14 protein-coding genes are annotated in these 17,645 nt (G+C 72.9%); 9 read left to right on the plus strand and 5 right to left on the minus strand.

The window, feature by feature from the left end; genetic code table 11:
- The first annotated feature begins 156 nt into the window (after positions 1-156).
- The 3 genes from ACFW1I_RS18535 (at position 157) to ACFW1I_RS18545 (ending at position 1,593) form a co-directional block, all read left to right on the plus strand.
- Positions 157-567 carry a BlaI/MecI/CopY family transcriptional regulator gene (locus tag ACFW1I_RS18535; RefSeq protein ID WP_384670960.1) on the plus strand — a complete coding sequence of 137 codons (411 nt, stop codon included), beginning with the start codon at positions 157-159 and terminating at the stop codon, positions 565-567.
- 15 nt (positions 568-582) lie between these two features.
- Positions 583-1,092, plus strand: coding sequence for an amino-acid N-acetyltransferase (locus ACFW1I_RS18540; RefSeq protein WP_031006417.1), 510 nt, complete (start codon positions 583-585; stop codon positions 1,090-1,092).
- Positions 1,093-1,257: 165 nt separating this feature from the next.
- Positions 1,258-1,593 (plus strand): Lsr2 family protein, encoded by a 336-nt coding sequence (locus ACFW1I_RS18545; RefSeq protein WP_384670963.1) that lies wholly within the window; start codon positions 1,258-1,260, stop codon positions 1,591-1,593.
- Here ACFW1I_RS18545 and ACFW1I_RS18550 read toward each other — a convergent pair.
- Positions 1,572-2,168 (minus strand): SCO3374 family protein, encoded by a 597-nt coding sequence (locus ACFW1I_RS18550; protein ID WP_384670966.1) that lies wholly within the window; start codon positions 2,166-2,168, stop codon positions 1,572-1,574. The genes ACFW1I_RS18545 and ACFW1I_RS18550 overlap by 22 nt on opposite strands.
- A 473-nt stretch (positions 2,169-2,641) precedes the next feature.
- On the opposite strand from ACFW1I_RS18550, the gene ACFW1I_RS18555 reads away from it, so the two are divergent.
- On the plus strand, positions 2,642-5,161 hold the full coding sequence (locus tag ACFW1I_RS18555) for an ATP-dependent Clp protease ATP-binding subunit (RefSeq protein ID WP_384670969.1): 2,520 nt from the start codon (positions 2,642-2,644) through the stop codon (positions 5,159-5,161).
- A 111-nt stretch (positions 5,162-5,272) separates the two neighbouring features.
- Complete coding sequence (locus ACFW1I_RS18560; protein ID WP_384670971.1) at positions 5,273-5,425, plus strand: hypothetical protein; 153 nt, start codon at positions 5,273-5,275, stop codon at positions 5,423-5,425.
- A gap of 5 nt (positions 5,426-5,430) precedes the next feature.
- Here ACFW1I_RS18560 and ACFW1I_RS18565 read toward each other — a convergent pair whose 3' ends face one another.
- On the minus strand, positions 5,431-7,293 hold the full coding sequence (locus ACFW1I_RS18565; RefSeq protein ID WP_384670974.1) for a hypothetical protein: 1,863 nt from the start codon (positions 7,291-7,293) through the stop codon (positions 5,431-5,433).
- A 176-nt stretch (positions 7,294-7,469) separates the two neighbouring features.
- Between ACFW1I_RS18565 and ACFW1I_RS18570 the strand changes: the two genes are divergently transcribed.
- Entirely contained in the window at positions 7,470-8,972 is a 1,503-nt protein-coding gene (locus tag ACFW1I_RS18570; protein WP_384670976.1) for a PP2C family protein-serine/threonine phosphatase, read from the plus strand.
- 169 nt (positions 8,973-9,141) lie between these two features.
- Here the strand turns inward: ACFW1I_RS18570 and ACFW1I_RS18575 are convergent, their stop codons facing one another.
- Positions 9,142-10,632: a hypothetical protein gene (locus ACFW1I_RS18575; RefSeq protein ID WP_384670979.1), complete on the minus strand. Its 1,491-nt coding sequence runs from the start codon at positions 10,630-10,632 to the stop codon at positions 9,142-9,144.
- 236 nt (positions 10,633-10,868) lie between these two features.
- On the opposite strand from ACFW1I_RS18575, the gene ACFW1I_RS18580 reads away from it, so the two are divergent.
- The 3 genes from ACFW1I_RS18580 to ACFW1I_RS18590 all read left to right on the plus strand — a co-directional run bounded on the left by ACFW1I_RS18580 (position 10,869) and on the right by ACFW1I_RS18590 (position 16,632).
- Positions 10,869-12,005: an aminoglycoside phosphotransferase family protein gene (locus tag ACFW1I_RS18580; RefSeq protein ID WP_384670981.1), complete on the plus strand. Its 1,137-nt coding sequence runs from the start codon at positions 10,869-10,871 to the stop codon at positions 12,003-12,005.
- 310 nt (positions 12,006-12,315) lie between these two features.
- Positions 12,316-14,238 carry an N-acetylmuramoyl-L-alanine amidase gene (locus tag ACFW1I_RS18585; RefSeq protein ID WP_384670983.1) on the plus strand — a complete coding sequence of 641 codons (1,923 nt, stop codon included), beginning with the start codon at positions 12,316-12,318 and terminating at the stop codon, positions 14,236-14,238.
- Between the two features lie 159 nt (positions 14,239-14,397).
- On the plus strand, positions 14,398-16,632 hold the full coding sequence (locus tag ACFW1I_RS18590; RefSeq protein ID WP_384670987.1) for a germacradienol/geosmin synthase: 2,235 nt from the start codon (positions 14,398-14,400) through the stop codon (positions 16,630-16,632).
- Between the two features lie 65 nt (positions 16,633-16,697).
- Here the strand turns inward: ACFW1I_RS18590 and ACFW1I_RS18595 are convergent, their stop codons facing one another.
- Both ACFW1I_RS18595 and ACFW1I_RS18600 read right to left on the minus strand, forming a co-directional pair.
- The gene (locus ACFW1I_RS18595) at positions 16,698-17,066 is read right to left on the minus strand and encodes an RNA-binding S4 domain-containing protein (protein ID WP_384670989.1); all 369 of its coding nucleotides are present in this window, start codon (positions 17,064-17,066) and stop codon (positions 16,698-16,700) included.
- A 16-nt stretch (positions 17,067-17,082) separates the two neighbouring features.
- Positions 17,083-17,580, minus strand: coding sequence for a hypothetical protein (locus tag ACFW1I_RS18600; RefSeq protein WP_031003943.1), 498 nt, complete (start codon positions 17,578-17,580; stop codon positions 17,083-17,085).
- Positions 17,581-17,645: the final 65 nt, after the last annotated feature.

Raw genomic sequence — 17,645 nt, forward strand, 5'->3', positions numbered from 1 at the left:
TGCCCCCCCCCGGCTGGGCCGCCCCCCCCGTGTTTCTCGGGGGCCCCCCGGGGGGCCCCGCCCGTGTGGGGGGGGGGGCGCCCCTTTTGCCATCTTCTGGCCGCACTACGCCCATCAATGGGCGTTAATCCCGCTTTCTCCCACTAGGGTGAGTCCGTGCCCCGTCCCCTGGGAGAACTCGAAGACGCCGTCATGACGCGCGTCTGGCAATGGAACCGCCCGGTGACCGTCCGGGAAGTCCTGGAAGACCTCCAGCAGGAACGCTCCATCGCCTACACCACCGTCATGACCGTCATGGACAATCTCCATCAGAAGGGCTGGGTGCGCCGGGAAGTCGAAGGCCGCGCCTATCGATATACGGCGGTCTCCACCCGCGCCGCCTACTCGGCCGCACTGATGAACGAAGCCTGGGCGCAGAGCGACAACCCCGCGGCCGCCCTGGTTGCCTTCTTCGGGATGATGTCCCCGGAACAGCGCGAGTCCCTGAACGACGCCATCCGCATCGTCCAGCGCGACAACCCGCTTCCCGCGCCCGAGGAGGGCGGCGGGGAACCGACCGCCCCCTAGCGGTACCGTCCCCCCATGTCGAAAGCCGTGACCGTACGCCGTGCCCGCACCTCCGACGTCGCCGCCGTGCGACGCCTGGTCGATCCGTACGCGCGCCGCGGCATCCTCCTCGACAAGGCCACGGTGACGTTTTACGAGGCCATCCAGGAGTTCTGGGTGGCGGAACGCGACGAGGACGCCGAGGTCGTCGGAGTCGGCGCCCTGCACGTCATGTGGGAAGACCTCGCGGAAGTCCGCACGCTCGCCGTCGATCCCGAGTTCAAGGGCGCCGGCATCGGTCATCAGCTGCTCACCAAGTTGTTGCAGACCGCGCGCTGGCTCGGTGTGCGCAGGGTTTTCTGTCTCACCTTCGAAGTCGACTTCTTCGCGAAGCACGGCTTCGTCGAGATCGGCGAGACCCCGGTCGACGGAGATGTCTACGCCGAGCTCCTCCGTTCCTATGACGAGGGCGTCGCCGAGTTCCTCGGTCTCGAACGAGTGAAGCCGAACACCTTGGGCAACAGCCGGATGCTTCTGCACCTGTGACCGGAAGCCCGGCGGAACCCCGGTGGAACCCCTGGCGGAACCCTATGTCCGAATCGCGCACGTTTCCCGCGTTGCCGGGGTTCTGAACCTCTGCCAGGGGTTTGTGTTTTTCCGGGAAAAGCGGTTTCCTTTCCGCGTACTGCATTTTCGATGAAAGGAAATCCGGTGGCACAGAAGGTTCAGGTCCTTCTTGTCGACGACCTCGACGGCGTCGAGGCGGACGAGACCGTGACGTTCGCGCTGGACGGCAAGACCTACGAGATCGACCTCACCACCGCCAACGCGGAAAAGCTCCGTGGCCTGCTCGAGCCGTACACCACGAGCGGGCGCCGCACCGGCGGCCGCACCACCACGGGCCGCGGCAAGGGCCGCGTCGCCGCCTCCGGCAGCCAGGACACGGCGAAGATCCGCGCGTGGGCCAAGGAGAACGGCATGGAGGTCAACGACCGCGGCCGCGTTCCCGCCCACGTCAAGGCGGCCTACGAGGACGCGAACCGCTGAGGCGTCCCCCGCTGAGCCGCCGGTCCGCCGGCCCGGGCGCTCAGCAGCCGCAGCCGATGGCACTCCACCGCGGCCGCGGCGACCAGGCGCGTCAGACACGGGGCCTCCGCACGGCCCCACGGCCCGGACCTCGGCGCCGGCAGCGAGGACTCCACCTCGCGCCCCGGCACGGGGGCCCGCAGCCACACGGCGGCGCCCGGCGCGCCGGAGCCACCCCGCCCCGGAGGCAGGGGAGCGGTCATCCGGCCGTCGGCGCCCAGCGCCGCGAGATCCAGTGAGATCCCGCCCCACTCCAGCCATTCCAGCAGGCCGGGAAGGTCCTCCGAGGCCCCCGCGGCCACCAGGAACCGCGTCCGGCGCCCCATCAGGGCCACCGGCCCCGTCGCCGCGCCCACCCTGCGCAGCACCTCCCGGCCGGCCGCCGCGGGCGTGTCCAGCACGTCGAAGCGGAGCCCCGTCACCAGCTGCACCGGCGGGCCCGGCACCGTCGCCCAGCCGAGCTCCCGCTCGTACCAGAGCGCGAGCGCCCGTCCGCCGTCGAGCGGCGAGCGGGGAAGCGGGACGGTGAAGGCCATGTCCGGGGAACTCCCGGGGAGCCGGGTTGGTTACGGCCCCGGGCGCCACGGGTGACGTAACGTTCCGGTCCGGGGACCCGAGGTGTCCGATAATGGGGCGTACGAGTGCATTCGACGACGCAACTCTGTTCGCTGGTAGCGGAGGGACCCCGGGTGTGCCGCATGGAGTGTCGGACCCTACGGGTAAGACATTCCTAGTGGAGAGGGGTGACTCGTACGGCCGGGCCGTCTCACGTTCGCCATCGGCGTACTCAAGGCGGGGGTAACTGCTTGGCCTGCGGGAACATCGTCTCGCACCATCGAGTTGGAGCATTTGTCGGCTGTTCGGCAGCGGGACACCCCAGGGACAAGGGGGTGATCCGGACGGATGTCGGCAGTTGGAATGAGCGGTCCCCGCTTGCGGGACTAAGCTGCGGAAGGACAGGGAGGGGATCGACCCCTAACTGACTGACCGCTCTGAGGAGCGATTAACGATGTTCGAGAGGTTCACCGACCGCGCGCGGCGGGTTGTCGTCCTGGCTCAGGAAGAAGCCCGGATGCTCAACCACAACTACATCGGCACCGAGCACATCCTTCTGGGCCTTATCCACGAGGGTGAGGGTGTCGCCGCTAAGGCCCTGGAGAGCCTCGGGATTTCGCTCGAGGCGGTCCGCCAGCAGGTGGAGGAGATCATCGGCCAGGGCCAGCAGGCCCCGTCCGGGCACATCCCCTTCACCCCTCGTGCCAAGAAGGTCCTGGAGCTCTCGCTCCGCGAGGCCCTCCAGCTCGGCCACAACTACATCGGCACCGAGCACATCCTGCTCGGCCTGATCCGCGAGGGCGAGGGCGTCGCCGCCCAGGTCCTCGTGAAGCTGGGCGCCGACCTCAACCGGGTGCGGCAGCAGGTCATCCAGCTGCTCTCCGGCTACCAGGGCAAGGAAGCCGCCACCGCCGGCGGTCCTGCCGAGGGCACCCCCTCGACGTCCCTGGTCCTCGACCAGTTCGGCCGCAACCTCACCCAGGCGGCCCGCGAGTCCAAGCTCGACCCGGTCATCGGGCGCGAGAAGGAGATCGAGCGGGTCATGCAGGTGCTGTCCCGCCGCACCAAGAACAACCCGGTCCTCATCGGCGAGCCCGGCGTCGGCAAGACCGCCGTCGTCGAGGGCCTGGCGCAGGCCATCGTCAAGGGCGAGGTGCCCGAGACCCTCAAGGACAAGCACCTCTACACCCTGGACCTCGGCGCGCTGGTCGCCGGCTCCCGCTACCGCGGTGACTTCGAGGAGCGCCTGAAGAAGGTCCTCAAGGAGATCCGCACCCGCGGCGACATCATCCTGTTCATCGACGAGCTCCACACCCTCGTGGGTGCGGGCGCCGCCGAGGGCGCGATCGACGCCGCCAGCATCCTCAAGCCGATGCTGGCCCGCGGTGAGCTCCAGACCATCGGTGCCACCACGCTCGACGAGTACCGCAAGTACCTGGAGAAGGACGCCGCGCTGGAGCGCCGCTTCCAGCCCATCCAGGTCGCCGAGCCGTCGCTGCCGCACACCATCGAGATCCTCAAGGGTCTGCGCGACCGGTACGAGGCGCACCACCGCGTCTCCATCACCGACGAGGCCCTCGTCCAGGCCGCGACCCTGGCCGACCGGTACATCTCGGACCGCTTCCTCCCGGACAAGGCGATCGACCTGATCGACGAGGCCGGCTCCCGGATGCGCATCCGCCGGATGACCGCGCCGCCGGACCTCCGCGAGTTCGACGAGAAGATCGCCGGCGTCCGCCGCGACAAGGAGTCCGCGATCGACTCGCAGGACTTCGAGAAGGCCGCGTCCCTGCGCGACAAGGAGAAGCAGCTCCTCGCCGCGAAGGCCAAGCGGGAGAAGGAGTGGAAGGCCGGCGACATGGACGTCGTCGCCGAGGTCGACGGCGATCTGATCGCCGAGGTCCTCGCGACCGCCACCGGCATCCCGGTCTTCAAGCTGACCGAGGAGGAGTCCTCGCGTCTGCTCCGCATGGAGGACGAGCTCCACAAGCGCGTCATCGGCCAGAAGGACGCCGTCATCGGCCTCTCGCGCGCCATCCGGCGGACGCGGGCCGGCCTGAAGGACCCGAAGCGTCCCGGTGGCTCGTTCATCTTCGCCGGTCCGTCCGGTGTCGGTAAGACCGAGCTTTCCAAGGCGCTCGCCGAATTCCTCTTCGGCGACGAGGACGCGATGATCTCCCTCGACATGTCGGAGTTCAGCGAGAAGCACACGGTTTCCCGTCTCTTCGGTTCGCCGCCCGGATACGTCGGCTACGAAGAGGGCGGCCAGCTCACCGAGAAGGTGCGCCGCAAGCCGTTCTCCGTCGTCCTCTTCGACGAGGTCGAGAAGGCCCACCCCGATATCTTCAATTCCCTGCTCCAGATCCTGGAGGACGGTCGCCTGACCGACTCCCAGGGCCGGGTCGTGGACTTCAAGAACACGGTCATCATCATGACGACCAACCTCGGGACCAGGGACATCTCGAAGGGCTTCAACCTGGGCTTCGCGGCCCAGGGCGACACGAAGTCCAACTACGAGCGGATGAAGGCGAAGGTCAGCGAGGAGCTGAAGCAGCACTTCCGCCCCGAGTTCCTCAACCGTGTGGACGACGTCATCGTCTTCCCGCAGCTGACCCAGGACGACATCCTCCAGATCGTCGACCTGATGATCGGCCGCGTGGACGAGCGCCTCAAGGACCGGGACATGGGCATCGAGCTCTCCCAGTCCGCCAAGGAGCTCCTGGCGAAGAAGGGCTACGACCCGGTCCTGGGTGCCCGCCCGCTCCGCCGGACGATCCAGCGCGAGATCGAGGACACCCTGTCCGAGAAGATCCTCTTCGGCGACCTCCGCCCCGGCCACATCGTGGTCGTGGACACCGAGGGCGAGGGCGAGGAGCGCGCGTTCACCTTCCGCGGCGAGGAGAAGTCGGCCCTGCCGGACGCTCCGCCGGTCGCGGCGGGCGAGACGGGCCCGAACCTGTCCAAGGACGCGTAAGCGGCAGCAGCGCCTGAAGGGGCGGGGGGGCGGGCCGCGCGCGGGGCGGGGGGGCGCCGCGGCGGGGCGGGGGGGCGCGCCCGGCCGCCCGCCCCTAACCACGCCCGGGGCGTGGGCCCGGACACCGGCCCGGGGAGCCTGGCGGTCGACGGGGCCGTCTTCCGTCTGCTCTCCGTCGCAGCGGCCGACCGGTACTGGGAGCTCGCCGTCCCCGCCGTCGATGTACCGCTCGTCCGCGCCGCGCTGCACCCGCCCCGGGCGTAGCCGCGTCAGCGGGCGTGCATGCGGCGGCGGAGGGCCTCCAGGGCGCCGGGGCGGCGGCCGGGGACACGGCGGCGGAGCGCCACGAGCGTGGGGCCGAGGGCGCGGGCGCGGGCCGGATCGGTGATCTGCTCCCACTGGTGGTGCGCCCGGTCCACCGCCCCCTCGACGTCCCGGTCGTCCGGCTGCTGCCGCAGCCCGAGCCGCGCCTCGGCGACCGCGAGCCACAGCTCGCAGCTGCGGGCCGGCTCGCCCGCCAGCCGGGCGAGGTCCGCCCGCACCTCCATCCAGTGCACCGACTCCGCCGACCGGGGCCCGAACCGCCGCAGCGCGTCCCGCTCCCACGCGGCCGCCATCTCCGCGGCCTCGGCGTGCCGCCCGGCCATCGCGGCCGACAGGATCGCGGGATGCGGATCGTGCGGAACCGGCTCCGCCGGCGCGGCCTGCCCGTACCCGGCCCGCCGCGGATCCACGGCCGCCGGACGCACGACGGGAGGAGCCGCCGGCATCGGCGGAATGTCCCGCCCCGACACCGCCTCCGCCGTCCCCTTCCCCCTGGACGGCACCAACTTCATGGTCCCGGGCGCCGCTTCGTCCTCGTCGACGACGGAGGGGGCGGACCCGGGCGCGGCGGGGGCCGTTGCCGCCACCACAGGCGCGGGCCCGGCCTCCTGCCCCTCCTCGGACGCGGGGCCCCTCTCAGGCTCACGCTCCGGCTCCGGCGCGTGCTCGGGCACAGACTCGGGCACGGACTCGGCTCGGATCTCGGGCACGGACTCGGCTCGGATCTCGGGCTCGGACTCGGCTCGGATCTCGGGCTCGGAAACAGGCTCCGCGTCCACGAGTTCGGCCGGCGCCGGTACGGGCGGAGCCGCCGTGTACCCCACGGGCAGGGGCGGAACCCGGGCCGGGGCCGGAGGCCCCGCCGGAACAGGGATGCGGACCGGTTCCGGCGCGGGCGCGGCCACGGCATCCGCAACAGGCACCGGCCTCGGCACAGCCGCAGGAACAGGCACAGGCGCAGCCCCCGGCACGGGTACGGGTACGGGCACGGCACCCGGTGCAGGTCCCGCCCCCGGCGCCGCCGCCGTCGCCGGACCCGTCGCCGCGGCCGTCCCCCCTCCCCGCTCCCCCGCCCGCGGTACCGGCGGAGCCGCCTGGTGGCCGGACGGCAGCGGCAGGAACAGCGACGGGGGCGACTGGGTGCGGGCGGCCGCCTCCAGGTGCAGGGCGGAGAAGGGGGCGCGGGCGCCGGCGCGCCACTGGTCGGCCCAGGCCCGGAGGTAGTCGGGGGTGGCCCGTTCGCCGCGCCGCGGGGGCGGGGTGACGCGGGCGTACAGCGTCGGGGACGGGTTCAGGCGGAGCAGGTCCGGGCCGGTGGCGAGGCGGGTCCAGGCCGCCGGGTCGGCGACGAGGTCGGCGACGATCGTCGTCGTCCCGGCCGGGCGGGCTGCCGCCGCCTCCGCGAGCCAGTGCCAGGGCAGGGCCGTGTAGCGGAGCGCCGCCGAGGTGCTGCGGGCCAGCGCGAGGTGCGGCAGTTGCTGGCGGCGGTCGAGGTGGAGCTGGCCCGCGAGGTAGACGACCAGCGGGCCGGGGCTCTGCGCGGCGGCGCGCAGCCGGGTGAGGACGGTCTGCGGGTCGACGGGGTCGGCGAGTTCGACGAGCGTCGCGGTCGCCGTACCGGTGAGGACGCCGGGCGGCACCGCCGCGAGCGCGGGCAGCACGGAGGCCGCGTCCATGGTGCGGCCGCGTCCCGCCGGCGCCGCCGCGAGCAGTACCGCCGTGCCGGCCGGGCCCGAAGTCACCGCCGCCGCCTCCCCCGTGTCCGTACCCACCGCGCCCGCCGTACCGTTCGCCTCGTCGCTCACCACACGTGCACCGTAACCCGTTGTGTCGTGGCCGATAACGGCCGGGCCTTTGGCATATGCCGGAAGCACCACCGGATCGAGTGTTGCCAAACCCCTTACGGCCGCTCCGCCCCTGTGCCAAAGTCGTCTCCTGGACCCGTTCCCACCCGGGCCGCGCCGCGCCTGTATCGGAGTACGACATGCCGTCCCCTCTGTTCGCGGACCATTCCGCCCAGCCTCCGGAGCCGGGCGCCGTGGACGCGTTGATCTCGCAGACGAGCCGTCTGCGCGGTGAGGTCGACGCCGTCCGCCGGGACGCCGCTGCCCATGACGACGATCCCCGGCAGCGCTGGCAGCGCGCGCTCTGCGATCTGGCGATGCATCAGCTCGACGACCTGCGGGCGCAGTTCGGCCAGCTCCGCGACGGCGCCCCGGCCGTGACGCTCCCGGCCCCGCAGCACACCGCACCGGAGGACGCCGCGCCCGAGGAGGGCACGCCGCTCTTCGACGACTCCTTCACCAGCGAGGCCGGCGCCGCCTACGGCGAGGCGCCCGCGGCGGCCACGGGTTCGCTGCTCGCCCGTGTCGGCAGCGCCGAGTGGAACCTGCTGACCGACGAGGTCAGCTGGTCCGACGAACTCTTCCAGATCTTCGGGCGCCCGCGCGAGCGCGGCCCCATGTCGCTCGACGAGATGCCGACGGTGGTCCTCCCCGACGACCAGCCGCGGCTCCAGGCGATGGTGACGGACTGCCTGATCGACGGGAGGCCGATCGACGGGGAGTTCCGGATCGTCCGCTCGGACGCCAAGATCCGCACCGTGCACATGACCGGCGAGCCGGTCCTCGACGCCGACGGCTGCACGGCCTCCATGTGGGCCGTCTTAAGGGACGTCAGCGAACTGCGCCGCAGCGAGCAGGCCGTCCGCGAGAGCCGGGACCGCCTGGAGCAGCGCCGGCAGATCGAGCGCACCGAGCGCCGGGTCGCCGTCGAGCTCCAGGAGGCGGTCCTCCCGCCCTGGCGCGGCTCGCTCGACTTCGCGCACGGCGGACCCGCCCCGGTCGACGTGGCGGGGCACTACTTCCCGGCCGCCTCGACCGACCTGATCGGCGGCGACTGGTACGACGCCCTCGCGCTGCCCGCCGGCGACGCGCTGCTGACCGTCGGCGACCTCACCGGCCACGGCGTGGCCGCGACCTCCTCGATGGCGATGCTGCTCGGCGCGCTGCGCGGCATGGCCGTGGCCGGGATCCGGCCGGGCGCCCTGATGGGCCACCTCAACCAGCTCCTGGAGAGCTCCGGCCAGCCCGCGCTGGGCAGCGCCCTGTGCTGCCGTTACGACCCGGTGGAGCGGACGCTCACCTGGGCGCAGGCCGGCCACCCCGCCCCGCTGCTGTTCCGCGGCGGGACGGGGCGTCCGCTGCGCCGCCCCGAGGGCGTTCTCCTCGGCGCGACGACGGGCGTCGCGTACGAGGAGACCGAGACCCGGCTGCACCCCGGGGACGTGCTCGTGCTCCACACCGACGGCCTGACCCGGGGCGTGCACGTCCTGGACGACGCCGGTGTCGCCCGGCTGCTCGCCCTCGCCCCCCGGCTCGCGGAGGCGCGGGACGCGCAGGAGTGCCTGCGGTCGGTCCTGGAGGAGTTCGGCGACGAGGCACGCGAGGACGACGCCTGCGTGATGGTCGTCCGCGTCGGTTCCTGAGCCGGTGCCCGCGGCGGCTTCCTGAGCCCCGGCCCGCGCCGGGACGGGAGTCCGCACGAGAACCCGCACGAGGAGTCGTCCACGGAGGCGTGCTCAAGGCAGGCCGGAGCACGGGCCGGTGGGCCCTGTCCGTCCGTCCGCGTCACGCGTCCCGGGGTCGTACCGGCGCTCAGATCAGCCCCGACCGCGGCGCCTCGGGCGACCGCGGCAGCTCGACCTCCAGCTCGGCCCGCAGGTCCTCGATCTTCGAGTAGCCGGCGTACTGGCCGGTGAGCCGGTACATCTCGCGCAGCCGGTGCCAGGTCCGGTGCGAGGAGGTCTCGCCCATGGAGATCAGGGCGAGCCGCGCGTAGCGGTCCGCCTGCTCGGGGTCGTCGGCGATGAAGCAGGCCGAGGCCATGGAGATGTGGTCGAAGAGCTTCGAGCGGTCGTGCCCGTCGCGCCGCAGGTCCAGGGCGAGCCGGGCGTGGTGCTGCGCGGTGACCGCCGCCGCCGGGTCGTGCTCGGCGAGGGTCCGGTAGGCGAGCGCCTGCATGCCGTGCATGTCGGCCTCGTCGAAGCTCTGCATCCAGCTCGGCGTCTTCTCGTGCCGGTCGGAGACGAAGAGGTCCTCGGCCTCGCCGAGGGTGCGGCGCATCGCCTGGCCGTGGCCCATCGACGCCTGCGCCCACGCCTCGATGGTGTGGAACATCGCCTGCGTGCGCGGCAGCAGCCGCTCCCCCGCACCGGACTTGGCGAGCTTCATCAGGTCGAGGGCGTCGTCGGGGCGGCCCAGGTGGACCATCTGGCGGGCGGCGCGGGAGAGCGCCTCGCCGGCCCTCGGGCGGTCACCGCTCTCGCGGGCCGCGTGGGCGGCGATGACGAAGTACCGCTGGGCGGTGGGCTCCAGGCCCACGTCGTGGGACATCCAGCCCGCCAGGACGGCGAGGTTGGCGGCGACGCCCCACAGGCGGCGCTGCAGGTGCTCGGCGTGGCGGTAGGCCAGCATGCCGCCGACCTCGTTGAGCTGGCCCACCACGGCCTTGCGCTGGAGGCCGCCGCCCCGGGAGGCGTCCCAGGCGCGGAAGACCTCGACGGAGCGCTCCAGCGCCTCGATCTCCTCCGACCCGATGGGGGCGGCCTCGTAGCGGTCGTACCCGGCGGGGTCGGCGTGGAGGGGATCGGTGGCCCGGGGGGCCGCGGCGGGGCGGGAGGGCTCGGTCCTGAGCCAGTCGTACAGGGAGCTGTTGAGTGCGGATCCGGCGGTGAGCGCGATGCCCGCGCCCATCAGGCCGCGTCGGTTGAGCATGAGGTCCATTCCCGTGAATTCGGTGAGGACCGCAGCCGTACGGTCGGGAGCCCAGGGCATGCCGTCAGGGTTCTCGTCCTTGTTCCTGACGGCCTGCCGTGTTCCGGCACGCCCGCGTCGTACGAACCCGAGGTCCTCGATGGTCACGACACGACCGAGTCGCTCGGTGAACAGGGCGGCCAGCACCCGGGGAACGGGATCGCGCGGGGTCTCCCCCTTGTCGATCCAGCGCCGCACCCGCGAGGTGTCGGTCGAGAGCTGGGGGTGGCCCATGGCCGCCGCCTGCCGGTTGACCAGTCTCGCGAGTTCGCCCTTGGACCAGCCGGCGAGGCCGAAGAGGTCCGCCAGGCGGGTGTTGGTCTGTCCTGTCACGTCTAAGCCCCCAGGTTCTCGGCTGAGTTGACAGTAGCCCCCTGTCATAGGGCTGGCGACTATTCGCCAGGGTTCGCCAGGGTGCGCTCAGTGTTCCGCTACCCACGCGCGGGTGTCAGGTAGGTATGCGCCACCCCGCCCCGTCGACCGGCCCTCATTTTCCCCAGGGTGCGGACCGGGGGCGGGCGGGGGCGACGCACGCGATTCGTCGGCACACGAAGGGATCTGTCACCTCCATGTACACAGCATCGTCCTCCGTGTCCGTCCCGCCCCGGCCGGGGACCCGCCTGGTGCCGGCCGGTGCCGGACCGTATCTCGCCCCCGCGCCGCGGGGCGCCCGGCCCCGCTCCTGGGCGGCCGGGACCGGCACCGGACCCGGTGCCCAGATGAGCGGCAGGATCGACCTGTCCGGGCCGCAGGGGGCGCAGCTGAAGGTGGCCATCGCCTCGGTGCAGCGGATCTGCCCGGAGTTCAACCCGGTGCAGGTGCTGCGGCGCAGCGGCCGGTCCGTCCTGATCGTCGGGACGACCGGACGCGCGACGGCCGTGGCGAAGTGTTTACTGGACCACTCGCCCGCGTGGGCCGAGCGGTTCCGGCACGAGATAGCTTCCTACCGGTCCTTCGTACGCCACCGTCCGCCGGTGCGCGCGCCGCGGCTGATCGCCGCGGACCCGGACAACTGCACGCTGGTCATCGAGCGGATGCCCGGACGGGCCGCGGCGCTCTCGCGCCACCCCGTGGAGGCCCCGCCGCGGTCCGACGTGCGGGCGGCGCTCGGGGCGATCGCCCGGCTCAACGCCTGGCGGCCGCCGGCCGGGACGTTCGACGCGCCGCTGGACTACGGAGCGAGGATCGCCCGCTACCACGAGCTGGGGCTCTTCACCGACCGTGACCGCGACGACCTGCAGAAGCTGCTGCACGGCCTGGCCCACGCGGGCGGCCGGCAGGGCATGGGGCAGTTCTGTCACGGTGACGCCCTGCTCTCCAACATCCTGCTCTCCCCCGCCGGTCCGGTGCTGGTCGACTGGGAGCACGCCGGCTGGTACCTGCCCGGCTACGACCTGGCGACGCTGTGGGCGGTGCTGGGTGACGCCCCGCTGGCGCGCCGCCAGATCAGCCAGATGGCACAGCAGCAGGGCCCGGCCGCCCGGGACGCCTTCCTGGTGAACCTGATGATCGTGCTGACGCGGGAGATCCGGACGTACGAGACGGCGGTGCAGCGGACCATCAAGGAGGCACCGCCGGCGGGCACGGTGCCGGTGCCCACGGGGGCGCTGGCTCCCGGGGAGGAACAGCGGCTGCTGCTGAGGCGGCTGCACGACGACTGCGCCATGGCACGGCGGGCCGTGCGCGCGGCGGTCGGGACGCGCTGACGTCCCGGCCGTGAGACGGGGGTGTGCGCCGCGCACCCGGTGCCGACACACCGGGAGTGCGGCGCTTCGCCGTTCCCCGGGGCCTCATTGGTCGAGACCACCGACGCGCCGCCGGTGGGCGGGCCGTCACCGCGAAAGTCGGCCCGTCCGGCCGGCGTCACCGCGCTGACGTGGGAACTCGCCTTCGGCGAGGGGTGATTGACGGATGGTCCGGGAGCCGCTACCCCTGTACGGGTTCGGTCCCGCACGCCCCCGTGTCACCCCCCCGCCCCTGGAGGCTGCCTTGCTCCGTTCCGCGTCCCGAGGACGTGTGCTCTCCGTCGCCGCGTCCGCGGCCCTGCTCCTGCCGCTGCTGTCGGGCGCGCCACCGGCCGGTGCCGACGCGCCGGTGGCGGACTCGCTCCAGCGCCAGTTCGCGGCGGCGGCCGAGCGCCACGGTGTGCCGCAGAGCGTGCTGCTCGCCGTCTCGTACCTCCAGTCGCGCTGGGACGGGCACGCCGGCGCGCCCAGTGTGACCGGCGGCTACGGGCCGATGCACCTGACCGACGCGGCGACGGCGCTGGCCCGCTCCGTGCCGCACCACTCGGAGGACGGCGAGGACGCGCGCGGCGACGCCGCCCGGCCGGCCCGCACCGGGGCGGAGGCGGCGCCGCCCGCGCCGGAGGAGCTGCCGGCCCGGCTGCGGACCCTGGAGCGGGCGTCGGCGCTCTCCGGGATCCCGGCGGAGGAGCTGCGGACCTCGACGGCGGCGAACATCGAGGGCGGCGCGGCGCTGCTCGCGGCGGCCCAGCGGGAGGCGGGGCTCGCGCCGAGCGCGGACCCGGCCGACTGGTACGGGGCGGTGGCCCGCTACTCGGGCGCGGACGACGCGGCCACGGCGACGGCGTACGCCAACGACGTCTTCGACGTGATCCGGACCGGCGAGGCGCGGGTCACGGACAGCGGGCAGCGGGTGGCGCTGGAGGCCGCTCCGGCGGTGGCGCCGGAGACCGGCCAGGTGGCGGCGCTCGGGCTGCGGGCGCCGGAGCGCGGCCCGGTGGAGTGCCCGACGACGGTGGCGTGCGAGTGGATCCCGGCGCCGTACGAGGAGTTCGGAGACGGCGACTACGGCAACCACGACAAGGCGGACCGGCCGGTCTCCCAGTCGATCGACTACATCGTCGTCCACGACACCGAGGCGACCTGGGACGTCACCCTGAAGCTGGTGCAGGACCCGACGTACGTCTCCTGGCAGTACTCGCTGCGCTCCTCGGACGGGCACGTCGCCCAGCACCTGCCACTGAAGGACGTGGGCTGGCACGCCGGGAACTGGTTCGTCAACGCGAAGTCCGTGGGGCTGGAGCACGAGGGCTTCCTGACGGCCCCGGACTCCTGGTACACGGAGGCGATGTACCGGAGTTCGGCCCGGCTGGTGCGGTATCTGGCGCAGCGGTACGACATCCCGCTGGACCGGCAGCACGTCATCGGGCACGACAACGTGCCGGGGACGGTGACATCGTCGATCCGGGGCATGCACACCGACCCGGGTCCGTACTGGGACTGGGCGCACTACTTCCGGCTGCTCGGCCGGCCGCTGACACCGAGCGCGGGGCCGCGGGCGGGCGTGGTGACGATCCGGCCGGCGTACGGGGAGAACCGGCCGGTCTACACGGGGTGCGCGACGGCCGGGGTGGCGTGCGCGCCGCACGGGAGCGGTGCCGTGCGCCTGCACACCGCGCCGAGCGCCGACGCGCCCCTGGTGAAGGACATCGGGCTGCGGCCCGGCGGGCAGGACTCCACGACGGGCGTCAACGACACGGGCGCGCGGGCGTCGACGGGGCAGAGCTACGCGGTGGCGGAGCGCCGGGGCGACTGGACGGCGATCTGGTACCTCGGGCAGAAGGCGTGGTTCCACAACCCGGCGGCGGCGCCGACGGCGGTGGACGCGCGCGGTCAGGTGCTGACGCCGCGCGAGGGCCTGACGGAGGTGCCGGTGTACGGGCGGGCCTATCCGGAGGCGTCGGCGTATCCGGCGGGGGTGCCGGTGCAGGCGGTGTCGCCGCTGCCGTACCGGCTGCTCGCGGGGCAGCGGTACGTGGTGGGTCACAAGACGCCCGGCGAGTACTACTACGCACCCGTGTTCGACAGCAGCGGGCATCGGGTGGTGCGTGGCCAGGAGGAGTACTACCAGATCCAGTTCGGCCATCGCATCGCCTTCGTGAAGGCCGCTGACGTGCGGGTTTCGCAGGGCTGAGCCGGGTTGGCCGAAAGGCGTGGGGTGGTGCCGGGGTTCCCCTCCGGTACCACCCTTTCTTCTGCTCATACGACTATTTCCGACCCGGGGTTCGGTGCCCGGAGCAGGGGTAAAGCTGGGCCGGAACAGCACCCCTCCACCGGAAAGGCCCGTCCGCACATGCCTCAGCCCTTCGCCATGCCGGATTTCTATGTCCCGTATCCGGCGCGCCTCAACCCCCATGTGGAGGCGGCCCGGACGCACACCCGGGACTGGGCCCGCGCGATGGGGATGCTGGAGGGCTCCGGGGTATGGGAGACGGCCGACCTCGACGCGCACGACTACGCGCTGCTCTGCGCCTACACCCACCCCGACTGCGACGAGGAGGCGCTGAACCTCGTCACCGACTGGTACACGTGGGTCTTCTTCTTCGACGACCACTTCCTGGAGGTCTTCAAGCGCACCCAGGACCGGGACGGCGGCAAGGAGTACCTCGACCGGCTGCCGGCCTTCATGCCCGCCGGATCCCTCGACGGCATGCCCGAGCCGGTCAACCCGGTGGAGGCCGGCCTCGCCGACCTGTGGCGGCGGACCGTCCCCGCGATGTCCGACGGCTGGCGGCGCCGCTTCGCCGAGGCCACCGAGGCCCTCCTCTACGAGTCCCTCTGGGAGCTCGACAACATCAACGACGGCCGGATCGCGAACCCCCTCGAATACATCGAGATGCGCCGCAAGGTCGGCGGCGCCCCCTGGTCCGCCGGGCTCGTGGAGTACGCCGCCGGGGCCGAGGTCCCCGACCGGGTCGCCGGCTCCCGGCCGCTGCGGGTGCTCCGCGACGCCTTCTCGGACGCCGTCCACCTGCGCAACGACCTCTTCTCGTACCAGCGCGAGGTCGAGGACGAGGGCGAGAACAGCAACGGAGTGCTCGTCCTGGAGCACTTCCTCGGCTGCTCCACCCAGGAGGCCGCCGAGGCCGTCAACGACCTGCTGACCTCACGGGTCCAGCAGTTCGAGAACACCGCCCTCACCGAGGTGCCCGCGCTGGCCGTCCAGGAGCGCCTCACCCCCCTGGAGATCGCGGCGATCGGCGCGTACACCAAGGGACTCCAGGACTGGCAGTCCGGCGGGCACGAGTGGCACATGCGCTCCAGCCGGTACATGAACGAGGGCATGGTCGACGCCACCGCCGGCACCCCCGCCCTCGGCACCGGCGTCCTCGACATCCGCACCCTGCTCGGCGGCCGGTCCGCCGAGGTGCGGCGGCGGAGCCTCACCCACACCCCCCACCAGCCCGTCGGCCCCCTCGCGCTCCCCGACTTCGACCTCCGCTACCCGCTCACGCTCAGCCCGCACCACCAGGAGGCCAAGCGGCGCTCCGAGGACTGGGCCGAGGCCATGGGGCTGCTCGACGACATCTGGGACCGGCCGCTGATGGCAGGCTTCGACCTCGCGCTCTGCTCGGCCGGCCTCGACCCCGACGCCACCCTGGAGGAGCTGGAGCTCAGCGCCCTCTGGCTGACCTGGGGCACCTACGCCGACGACTACTACCCGATGGTCTTCGGCCGGCCGCGCGACCTGGCGGGCGCGCGGGCCCAGACCGAGCGGCTGAAGGCGTGCCTGCCGGTCGACGACCCCGCCTCCGCCGCCGGGTTCGCCGTGAACCCGCTGGAGCGCTCGCTCGCCGACGTGTGGGCGCGGACCGCGGGTCCGATGCGGCCGGAGGCCCGGGCCGAGCTGTGGACGTCGCTCGACGCGATGCTGGAGAGCTGGATGTGGGAGCTGCACAACCAGGCGCAGCACCGCGTGCCCGACCCCGTCGACTACGTCGAGATGCGCCGCAGCACCTTCGGTTCCGAACTGACCATGCTGATGGGCCGGTTGCGGCAGGACGGCGCCCTGCCGCCGGAGCTCTTCCGCTCGGGCACGGTCCGCGCGCTGGAGAACGCGGTGGCGGACTACGGGGCGCTCGTCAACGACCTCTTCTCGTACCAGAAGGAGGTGGAGGTGGAGGGCGAGCTGCACAACGGCGTGCTCGTCCTGGAGAAGTTCTTCGACGTCGACCGGGACACCGCCGCCCGGATGGTCCACGAGCTGATGTGCGGCCGGCTGCGCCAGTACGAGCACCTGAAGCAGCGTGAAGTCCCGCTGCTGTACGCCCACTTCGGCCTGGACGCGGAGGGCAGGGCGGCCTTCGAGGCGCGGCTGCGGGAGCTGGAGGACTGGCTCGCGGGCGTGCTGCACTGGCACCGCAGCGTGCGGCGGTACGGCGCCGGGGACGTCCACGCGGGCGCCGGGACCCCGCTGCTCCGCGACCGCGCCGAGGAGACCGTCCCGGTGCCCGACTGGACCACGCCGCGCGGGCTCGGCACCACGGCGGCGCGGGTCGCGACCGCCTTCGCCGGGGTCCCGTCCTGACACACGGGAAGGGCCGCCCCGGGGTCTGAGGGGCGGCCCTTCGACGGGTTCAGCGGTCCAGCGGTCTAGCGGGAGCCGCGGCCGCGCAGCTCGTCGATCTCGCGGCGTTCGCGCTTGGTGGGGCGGCCCGCGCCGCGGTCGCGGACGGCGGCCACGGCCACGTGCTCGCGCGGCGGCGGGGGCGGACTGTTGTCCACGTACGCCTCGGCGGCCACCGGCGGGCCGACCCGCTTGGTCAGCAGCTCCTTGACCTCGACGATCCGCTCCCGGCCCGCCACGTAGACCCGGACCTCGTCACCCGGCTTCACGGACTGGGCAGGCTTCGCCCGCTCGCCGTTGACCTTGACGTGCCCGGCCCGGCAGGCCGCGGCGGCCTGGGAGCGGGTCTTGGTCAGCCGGACCGCCCAGATCCAGGCGTCGACGCGTGCGCTCATCGGCCCCCGCTCCCGCTCAGCCCTGCTGGAACAGCTCGGCGGGCAGCGGCTTGAGCAGCGCGTACAGGTCGTCGGTGATCGGCCGGTCCCAACTGGCGATCGTCACCAGGACGTTGTCGCTGCGGTCGAACTGGACGCAGGAGATGCGGCTCTCGGAGAGCTTGAGGCGGCGCACGATGAGGAGGTTGTCGCCCTGCATCACGGGGACGTCCTCGGTGTCGAGCACCTCGACCGGCTCGTCGTTCTCGAGGGCGGCGAGGAGCTGGGCCACCTCGAAGGGGATCTGGCCGTCGGCGAGCTCCCGGGCCGGGGAGCCCTCCGGGAGGTTGCCGATGATCATCGCGGGGCCGCGGCCGCCGAAGAGGTCGTAGCGCAGGAAGACGCCCTGGCAGGAACCGTCGGGAGCGGGCAGCAGACCGGCGCCGAGATTGCCGGGCCAGTCCCCCGGGTCCATGGCCAGGACGTCGAAGTCCGGGCCAGCGGGAGTGGCGCTGCGGCGGCGGAGGAAGGACATACGGCCATGGTACGTGCCCGGGCGCGCGGCGCGGCGCCGGGTGCCGTCCTTCCGCCGCCGCACGG

The sequence above is a fragment of the Streptomyces sp. NPDC058955 genome, from assembly GCF_042741435.1.
In the GTDB taxonomy this organism is placed as follows: Bacteria; Actinomycetota; Actinomycetes; order Streptomycetales; family Streptomycetaceae; genus Streptomyces.